The sequence below is a fragment of the Aeromonas sp. QDB68 genome (assembly GCF_027707405.1).
Taxonomy (GTDB): domain Bacteria; phylum Pseudomonadota; class Gammaproteobacteria; order Enterobacterales; family Aeromonadaceae; genus Aeromonas; species Aeromonas caviae.
This window is the reverse complement of sequence record NZ_JAPCIQ010000150.1, coordinates 1-6,089: the sequence shown is the minus strand read 5'-3', so window position 1 is coordinate 6,089 and position 6,089 is coordinate 1. Positions and strand designations below refer to the sequence as shown.

The window sequence follows — 6,089 nt, the reverse complement described above, 5'->3', positions numbered from 1 at the left end:
GTGGTGTGTTTGGAGACAGCCAGTTTACCAGCACCCTGTCTGTCAACTTCCACTTCCCCAAGATCCCGCGAAGAACCATAAAAAACCCCTGCCATGGCAGGGGTCGGACGGTATCCATGTCAGGGGATCAGAGCGTGACGGCCAGGCTCTCGACCGAGGCGGCGCTCGGGGTCACCAGTACGGGCACCGATTTGGAGGTGGGGGTGAAAGAGCCCTCTCCTATGCTCTCGATGGCCACCAGGGGGTTGGTCTCCGGGTAGTAGGCGGCGATATTGCCCTTCGGGATCTCGTAGAAGATGACGCTAAAGCCCCGCACCACCCGCTCGCGCCCATCGTTGCACACCGCACTCATGTCCACCCGCTGCTCCTCGGCGAGCCCCAGCCTCCTGGCATCCTCCTCGTTCATGAAGACCACGTTGCGTCGCCCCTTGATGCCGCGATAGCGGTCATCCATGCCATAGATGGTGGTGTTGTACTGATCGTGGGAGCGCAGGCTCTGAAGCAGCAGCACGGGCTGATCCACCATCTGCTCCGCGTGGCTGGTGCACTCGGGCAGGATGGAGTCCGGCAAACGGCTCGCCCTGAATTCGGCGCGCCCGCTCGCGGTGTTCCAGCGCAGCAGGGCGGCGCTGTTCTCCAGATGGAAACCGCAGGGCTCCTCGATGCGGCGGTTGAAGTCGCCAAAGCCCGCGATGGTCTCCTCGATGAGATCCCGCAGCAGCCCGTAGTCATCCCGCAGCGCCAGCCAGTCCACCCGCTCGCTGCCAAGCGTTGCCTCGGCCATGCGGGCCACGATGTCTATCTCGGAGAGACATAGCGGCGAGACCGGCTCGTTCATCCCGGTGGAGGCGTGCACCATGCTGAAGGTGTCCTCCACGGTGATCTTCTGCACCCCGGTGCGCTGCTGATCGAGCTCGGTACGGCCCAGGCAGGGCAGGATAAGAGCATCTTTTGACACCATGAGGTGGCTGCGGTTGAGCTTGGTGCTGATCTGCACGTTGAGCTCGCTCCTTCGCATCGCTTCATAGGTGAACTCGGTATCCGGCGCGGCGGCTGCCAGGTTGCCCCCAAGGCAGATGAGCACCTTGCTCTTGCCGCCATGAAGGGCTTTAAGGGCCTCGTAGACGTTGTGCCCCGGCGTGCGCTTGAAGCCCACCGGGAAGCGGCGCTCCAGGCGATCGAGGAAGGCGGCATTGGGTTTCTCGTTGATCCCCATGGTGCGGTTGCCCTGCACGTTGCTGTGACCGCGCACCGGACAGAGTCCGGCCCCCGGCTTGCCAATCTGGCCGCACATCAGGTGCAGGTTGACGATTTCGCGAATGGTGTCGACCGAATGCTTGTGCTGGGTGATCCCCATGGCCCAGCAGCTGATCACGCTCTCGCTGCTTGCGAAGATCTGCGCCGCCCGGGTGATCGCCTCCCGACCGAGGCCGGATTGCGCCTCGATCTGCGTCCACTCCGTAGCCTTCACCTGGGCCAGGTAGTCGTCAAAGTGCGCGGTGTGCTGCTCGATGAAGGCGAGATCGATGCGCCCCCCCTCCTCTTCCAGGATGTATTTCGCCATGCCGCGAATGGCCGCCATGTCACCGCCCAGCTTTGGCATGAGGTACTGGTGGCTGATGGTGGTGGCCGCCGGGGTCAGTAGCTCCGCCGGGCTCTGGGGGCTTGCGAAGCGCTCGAGGGCCACCTCTTTGAGGTTGTTGAAGGTGACGATCTGGCACCCCTGGCGTGCCGCCTTGCGCAGGGCGTTCATCATGCGCGGGTGGTTGGTGCCCGGGTTCTGGCCAAAGATGAAGATGGCTTTGGCGGCGTCGAAATCATCGAGCACCACGGTGCCCTTGCCCACCCCGACGGACTGGATAAGCCCCACCCCGCTCGCCTCGTGACACATGTTGGAGCAGTCGGGGAAGTTGTTGGTGCCATAGAGACGGCCAAACAGCTGATAGAGGTAGGAGGCTTCGTTGCTGGCGCGTCCCGAGGTGTAGAACTCCACCTCGTCGGGGCTGGCCAGGCTCTTGAGTTTGTCGGCGATGAGGGCAAACGCCTGATCCCAGCTCACCGGCTCGTAGTGATCGGTGGCCGGGTTGTAGCGCAGGGGCTCCGTCAGTCGCCCCTGATATTCGAGCCAGTAGTCGCTCTGGGTGGCGAGGCGACGCACCGAATGCTCGGCGAAGAAATCGGCCCCCACCGTCTTGCCGGTGGATTCCCAGGCCACCGCCTTGGCGCCGTTCTCGCAAAACTGGAAGGCCCCCTGCTTGTTGTCACCCCAGGCGCAGCCGGGACAGTCAAAGCCGTCGGTCTGGTTGACCCGCAGCAGGTTCTTGATGTTCTGGCGGGTCTTCTGGCTGCGCAGCACCTGCTTGAAGGTGGACTGCAGGGAGGAAAAGCCGCCGGCCTTGGCCGGTTTCTCAATATGACTGGACATGGGAATCTCCAACGTGATCCTGGGCGCGGGGGCTGGCATAGCAGACCGGGGCATCGGATCGGGGCACATGGATCAGGGTCAGGTTGTACTTCAGGGCCAGTCGCACCGCGAGCTGGCTGGGTGAAGCAAGGCTGATGAGGTGAGCGGCGCCAAATTGCACCGCCTTGTGAATGAGTTCGCTGCCGCAGCGGCTGGTGATCACCAGGGTGGCGGCCTGCACCGGCTGGCGCAGCTGCATGCCGATGAGCTTGTCCAGGGCGTTGTGCCGCCCTATGTCCTCCCGGCAGGCCAGGATCTCGCCGCGATCATCCAGCGCCAGGGCGGCATGAAGGGCGCCGCTCTGGCGGGCCTTGCTCTGCCAGGGGACGATGCGCTCCCGCAGATCCTGCAAAGAGGCGGTGTCGAAGGGGGCGCCCGGGGTCAGCGGGGTGAGCACGGGCAACGCATGTTCGATGGCCTCCACCCCGCAGATGCCACAGCCGCTGGCACCGGCCAGGCGGCGCTTGCGCTGACCAAGCACAGCCAGACAGCGGTTGGCGATGGTGACATCGAGCACGATGCCGTGCTCGGACGGGGTGCTCTGGATATCGTGTACATCATGGTTGCCCCCGATGATCCCCTCGCCAAACAGAAAACCGATGGCGAAATCGTCGAGATCGTCCGGGGTGGCCATCATGACGGCATGGTTGATGCCGTTGATGTTGACTGACACGGCCACCTCCTCCACCAGCTCATCCAGACTGGGCAACCGTGAATTGAAAGGGATCATGCGAGACGCTTATAAGCTGTATTCGGGCCTCAAGTTTAGATAAGCCGCCGCGCCAAAACCAATGAAACAAATCTATTCACCAATAGATAACTTCTATTGCTATCGGGATGTCGATTGATTAAATTTGTCGCTCATTGCCTTTGCCTGCTGCCATTACCACGATGAATATCAAGCAGTTGCACTATTTCTACGAGCTGGCCCAGCACCGTCACTTCGCCAAGGCGGCCAAGGCTTGCTTCATCACCCAGCCGACCCTGTCAGCCAGCATCACCGCTCTGGAGAAGTCACTTGGCACCGAACTGGTGGTGCGCAACAGCCAGTTCGTAGCCCTGACCCAGGCGGGGGAAGTGGTGCTGCACCACGCCGAGCGGATGCTTCAGGAGCAGGATGCCATGCGCCAGGAGCTCAGCCTCTTTCGGGGCGGGCTGTCGGGTGCGCTGCGCATCGGCGTCGTGCCCCAGTCGAGCATCGACATCATGCCGCTGCTCAAGGGGTTCAATGACGCCTACCCCAAGGTCGGCCTGCACCTCTGCGTGATGACCCATGCCACCCTGATGGAGCAGCTGGATCTGCATCGCATCGACATCGGGCTCGGCTTTGACGAGTTGCTCACCGAGCATCAGCGCCGGGCCCTCGACGTCCAGCTTCGCCACCCCAACCCCATGGCCCTGCTGGGCCCCCTGCCTGCCCACTGCGCCTCGACCGGGCCGCTGACCCTGGCGGACCTGCAAGATCTCCCCCTGATCCTGCCAAGCACCACCATGCAGTTTCGCCGCTACCTGGACGAGGCCGCCGCCCGCCAGCAGATCAGCCTGCGGGTGGTGCTGGAGACCGACTCCCTGTTCCACCTGGTCAACGGGGTGAGCCACGGCCTGGGCTGCGCCGTGGTCAGCGCCGGCATCGCCGCCACCGCCCAGCAGCTCTTCAAACTGCCCTGCCATCCCCTGAGCGATGCGAGCGCAGGCACCATCGCCTTTATCACCCGAAAACACAGTGTCACCCCCGCCATGAAGGCGTTTCTCGCCAAGGCTGGGGCATGAAAAAGGCAGCCCATGGGGGCTGCCTGCACTGATCAAGGGGGGAACTTGCGCCTCTCCTCGCGTCAGCCTGCCCCTTGCTGTTTGTCCAGCGCCGCGATGAAGGCGCTCGCCAGGGCGTGGTCGGAGAAGGGATTCTGGCCTGTGATGAGCTCGCGATCGATCACAACGCCAGGCTGCCAGGGTGCCACGAACTGCATGCTGCCGCCGGCCTGGGCCATGGCCTTCGCCGGGTAGTAGCGCAGCTTGTCACCCCCAAGGGAGCCTTCAAACACCGCCTCTTCCTTGTCGGAGAAGAGGGTCATCCTGTAACCGTCGTACATCCACTCTCTGGCGCCGTCCCCCTTGCCTGCAATGACCGACTGCTCGAACCCGGCCGGATCCGTCTGCGCCGCCAGCAGCGCGATGGGGCCGTGGCAGATGGCGGCCGTGGATTTGTGGTTGTCATGGAAGTGGCGAAGCAGGGTCCCCACCTCGGGATCCTTGGCAAGATCGATGAGGGGCGCGTGGCCGCCGGGAATGAAGAGGCCGGCATAGCGCTCGGGACCGGATGCCAGCACCTCCCTCAGGGAGAGCACCTTGCCGGCGCCAAGCAGCCCCTCCACGACGGCGCCGATGCGCACCATCTCCTGCGGGTTGCCACCAAAGTACTGGGGATCGACGGAGTGTTTGTCGACAACGGGCCGGTTCCCTCTCGGGGTCACCGGGGTCAGGGTATAACCGGCCTCCAGCAGGGCGGCGGCAGGCACCCCCAGTTCATTCTGGTAGAAGCCGGTGGTCAGGCTCTTGCCCCCCTGAAGCGGCAGTTCGGTCTCGCTCGAGAGCAGCACCAGGATCTCGCCTTGCGGGGCGGCGCTGGCCGCAGCGGAGGTCGCCAGCAGCAGTGAGGCCAGCACGGCCTTGAGGGTGTTCTTCATCGTGATCTTCCTTTTGATGGCAGTGATCGATCGGGCGGCCACCGGGCCGCCCTCGATGAGCAATTTACTGATTACCCACGGACGAATAAACTCACTCCATTGAACTTGATTATTTACATAGATGAACATATGTCCCGTGCCTTCGACCCCGTCCAGCTCGGCACCATAGAGCTCTTTTGCAAGGCAGCCGAACTTGGCAGCTTTACCGCCACGGCTCAGGTACTGGGGGTAACGCCCGCCTCGGTGAGCCGCTCCATCCAGCGTCTCGAGGCCAGGCTCGGCGTCAAACTCTTCCATCGCACCACCCGCAGCGTGCGCCTCACCCATGACGGGGAGCTCTATCGGGAGCAGTGCCAGCAGGCCCTCGAGCAGATCGCCGAGGCCGAGCGGGCCATCACCGGTCGCCAGCGCCACCCCAAAGGAGTGCTGCGCATCAGCGTGGGCACCGTCTATGCCCACCACCGTCTGGTACCCCTGCTGCCAGGCTTCATGGCCGCCTATCCCGAGGTCGAACTGGAGCTCAATGTCTCCAAGAGGAACATCGACTTCGTGGAGGATGGTTACGATCTGGCCATCCGGCTGGGGGAGCCGCGCGATGGGCGGATCATCGCCCGCAAGCTAGAGGATGCCAGCCTCGGGGTCTTCTGCGCCCCCGATTATGTCGCCCGCCGCCCCGCGCCAACCTCCCTGGAAATGCTGTCGCAACATGATCTGATCCAGTTCATCACCCCGAGCACGGGTCGCCCCTTCCCCTGGCAGTTTGTGGATGAGCAGGGATCCCCTGTCGATCTCCATGTGCACAGCCGCCAGCGGGTGCTGGACCAGGGCGGGATCGCACTTTGTTAATGAAATTTGAACAGGCAGATCGTCTGTGATCTAATCGCGTCTCCATGCAGGAGGCACGCGCTATGACGTTGATTGAACACCTTACCCTTGTCGAA

The 6,089-nt window shown here is 63.3% G+C and carries 5 protein-coding genes; 2 read left to right on the top strand and 3 right to left on the bottom strand.

Annotation, left to right across the window (positions count from 1 at the left end):
• Positions 1 to 127 precede the first annotated feature (127 nt).
• Complete coding sequence (locus tag PG892_RS21275; protein ID WP_270825817.1) at positions 128 to 2,425, bottom strand: FdhF/YdeP family oxidoreductase; 2,298 nt, start codon at positions 2,423 to 2,425, stop codon at positions 128 to 130.
• Complete coding sequence (gene fdhD / locus PG892_RS21270) at positions 2,409 to 3,194, bottom strand: formate dehydrogenase accessory sulfurtransferase FdhD (protein WP_045524794.1); 786 nt, start codon at positions 3,192 to 3,194, stop codon at positions 2,409 to 2,411. Before fdhD ends, PG892_RS21275 begins: the two co-directional genes overlap by 17 nt.
• A 161-nt stretch (positions 3,195 to 3,355) precedes the next feature.
• On the opposite strand from fdhD, the gene PG892_RS21265 reads away from it, so the two are divergent.
• On the top strand, positions 3,356 to 4,234 hold the full coding sequence (locus PG892_RS21265) for a LysR family transcriptional regulator (RefSeq protein WP_128273174.1): 879 nt from the start codon (positions 3,356 to 3,358) through the stop codon (positions 4,232 to 4,234).
• A gap of 62 nt (positions 4,235 to 4,296) precedes the next feature.
• On the opposite strand, the gene PG892_RS21260 is transcribed toward PG892_RS21265, so the two are convergent.
• Complete coding sequence (locus PG892_RS21260) at positions 4,297 to 5,148, bottom strand: type 1 glutamine amidotransferase domain-containing protein (RefSeq protein WP_270825815.1); 852 nt, start codon at positions 5,146 to 5,148, stop codon at positions 4,297 to 4,299.
• 129 nt (positions 5,149 to 5,277) lie between these two features.
• On the opposite strand from PG892_RS21260, the gene PG892_RS21255 reads away from it, so the two are divergent.
• Positions 5,278 to 5,994, top strand: a complete 717-nt coding sequence (locus tag PG892_RS21255) for a LysR family transcriptional regulator (RefSeq protein ID WP_270825814.1) — start codon at positions 5,278 to 5,280, stop codon at positions 5,992 to 5,994.
• Positions 5,995 to 6,089: the final 95 nt, after the last annotated feature.

Excerpts from the sequence above, each read along its gene's own strand:
- PG892_RS21275 (WP_270825817.1), bottom strand. The coding sequence starts at position 2,425 with ATGTCCAGTCATATTGAGAAACCGGCCAAGGCCGGCGGCTTTTCCTCC.
- fdhD (WP_045524794.1), bottom strand. The coding sequence starts at position 3,194 with ATGATCCCTTTCAATTCACGGTTGCCCAGTCTGGATGAGCTGGTGGAG.
- PG892_RS21265 (WP_128273174.1), top strand. The coding sequence starts at position 3,356 with ATGAATATCAAGCAGTTGCACTATTTCTACGAGCTGGCCCAGCACCGT.
- PG892_RS21260 (WP_270825815.1), bottom strand. The coding sequence starts at position 5,148 with ATGAAGAACACCCTCAAGGCCGTGCTGGCCTCACTGCTGCTGGCGACC.
- PG892_RS21255 (WP_270825814.1), top strand. The coding sequence starts at position 5,278 with ATGTCCCGTGCCTTCGACCCCGTCCAGCTCGGCACCATAGAGCTCTTT.